The 2,331-nt window shown below is 71.9% G+C and carries 1 protein-coding gene; it reads left to right on the top strand.

Features of this window, described 5'->3' with window-relative positions; translation table 11 throughout:
* The coding region (locus tag IJH84_RS24650) for a CHAT domain-containing protein (protein ID WP_295149623.1) at nucleotides 1-1,393 on the top strand (1,393 nt) is incomplete at its 5' end.
* Nucleotides 1,394-2,331: the final 938 nt, after the last annotated feature.

Below are 2,331 nucleotides of genomic sequence, written 5' to 3'. Positions count from 1 at the left end.
TTCTCCGGCCGTGCAGCAGCATTGGGCGCTGATCGCCGCGGATGCGGCCGCCTGCGCCGTGGAGAACGGCGAACCGGAACGCGCGGTCGAGCTGCTGGAGCACGGTCGCAGCGCGCTGATGTCGGACTTCCTGCCCGCCGAGGGCGAGCTGGGCAGGCTGCACCGGGACCACCCCGAGCTCGCGGACGAAGCGGTGCGGCTGCGCAGGCTGCTGGACCGGCCTCCGGGCGAGCCCGCGCTGGCCGATCCGGAAGACGGCACGGGCCTGCGCAGCAGGCTGGTGCACGCCTGGGAGGACATGCTGCGCGAGGTGCGCTCGGATTCGGCGCACGCCGGGCACCTGCGGGTCCGGTCGTTCGCCGAGCTCTCCGGCGGCGAGGAGGGCTCGGTGGAGGGTTCGGTGGTGCTGGTCAACCTGAGCCGGTACCGATCGGACGCGCTGATCTTGTTCGCCGGCCGGGTGGTGATCGTGCCGCTGCCGGGCGCCGGCCCGGACTCGGCGCGGGAGCAGGCGCGCGCCGCGCTGGCCGCCACCGAGCGGCGTGACCAGTCGGCGATGGTGGAGGCGCTGGATTGGCTGTGGCACAACATCAGCCGCCCCACCCTGGACCGGATGGGCTACGTGGGGACGCCCGAGGAAGGCCAGCGCTGGCCGCGCGTGTGGTGGTGCGTGATCGGCGCCCTCGGATATCTGCCGTTGCACGCGGCTACCGCGAAGGACGGCCCGAGCGCGCTGGACCGCGTGGTGTCGTCCTACATCCCGTCGCTGGGAGTGCTGGAGGACACGCGGCAACGGCCGCTGCCGGAGAACGGGGCGGCGTTGGTCGCCGCGAGCTCCAACGGCCGGGTGTCCCGCGAGTTGCCGCCGCAGAACCAAGTGCTGGCGCAGTACTGGCCGAACGCCGAGATCGTCTCACCCGAGACGGCGGCGCCGGACGAACTGCTGCGCATCCTCCCCGGCTACGCCTGGCTGCACGTGTGCGAACCGAGCGTGCAGTACCCGGGGCAGCCCGCTGCGGGCCGCCTCGTCGAGCGGGAGGCGCCGCAGCGCCCGGTCGGACTGGTCGACCTCGGCCAGGTGGGGCTGCAACACGCCGAGTTCGGTTTCCTGGGCAACTGCTCGACGTTCGTGGACAACCCCTCGGCCGCCGCGCTGCCGCTTGCCACGACGCTCGGCTTCGCCGGGTTCGCGCACGTCATCGGCACCCTGTGGGAAGTCGACGAGGACAGCGCGCTGCGCGTGCACACCGAGGTCTACGACGACGTCTTCGGTTCGGGTGAGCACGACACCGCCCGCTCGGCGCACGCGTTGCACGGCGCGGCCCGCCGGCTGCGCGCCGCGCACCCGGACTCACCGGCCCGCTGGGCGGCGCACCTGCACGTCGGTCCGTGAGGTGCGGCCGCCGGGCCGTCCGCGCGGGCGGTACCTTCGCGGACGGCTGATAACTTCTGCGGGATGTGGGTGATATTCCACTGGTCGCCGTGCGTCTTCGCGGTGAACACGACCTGCGCCGGGCCGACCTGGTTCTGGCCGTTGTCGGTGCGGGTGGCGTTCTGGTCGACGAACAGCAGCACCTCCGCGCGGTCGCCCTCCAGCCGCAGCACGCTGCTGGCCTTCACGGTCGTGGTGACCACGAGCTTCTGCGCGGGAGCCTGCTGCTTGACGGTCGAGAACAGCTGGTTGTACTCGTTGATCGCGTCGCCTTCGAGGAGGTTCTTCGCCGCCTGCTCGGCCTTGCCGGTGTCGGCGAAGTCGTAGGAGAAGATCTTCGCCGCGGCGTCGCTCAGCTGCCCGTTGACCTCGCTGGTCGCAGCTTGGTCGACGAGTGCTTCGTTGGAGGTGGCGGCGCTGCTGCGGTACGTCTCGATGCCGAACCAGACCGCCAGGCACGCCAGCACGAACGCCGCGACGAATCCGGCCGCGATCAGGGGGACAGCGGGCTGCTTCGGCCCGGTCTGCACGCGCTGCTGCTCGGACTGCTCCGTGGTCTGCGTGCCGGATCGCCAGACCGACGTGGGCTCGGATGCCGCGGAATCAGCAGTCGCGGAATCGGTGCTCGCGGACTGGGACTCCCCGTACTGGGAGTCCCCGGACTGGCCGGACTGCGACTGGGCGGACTGGTCCGTCCCGGATCGGGACGCGACGGCCGAGTCTCCGGATTGGACGTCGCCCGCGGTGGTCGCAGCGGCTGCCGAGCTCCGGCCGTCCGCAGTTTCGGCGCTGTTCTCGTCCGACGCGTCCTGCGACGACTCGCTCCCGGAACTCCCCGGCGTCGTCTGGACGGCATCCGCGGCTTCATCAGCCGAGTCGGCGGCCGCATCTTCCCGGCT

This window comes from Saccharopolyspora sp. (assembly GCF_017434145.1).
Lineage (GTDB): Bacteria > Actinomycetota > Actinomycetes > Mycobacteriales > Pseudonocardiaceae > Saccharopolyspora_C > Saccharopolyspora_C galaxeae.
The sequence above is the reverse complement of the archived record's forward strand: the minus strand, read 5'-3'. Positions and strand labels throughout refer to the sequence as shown.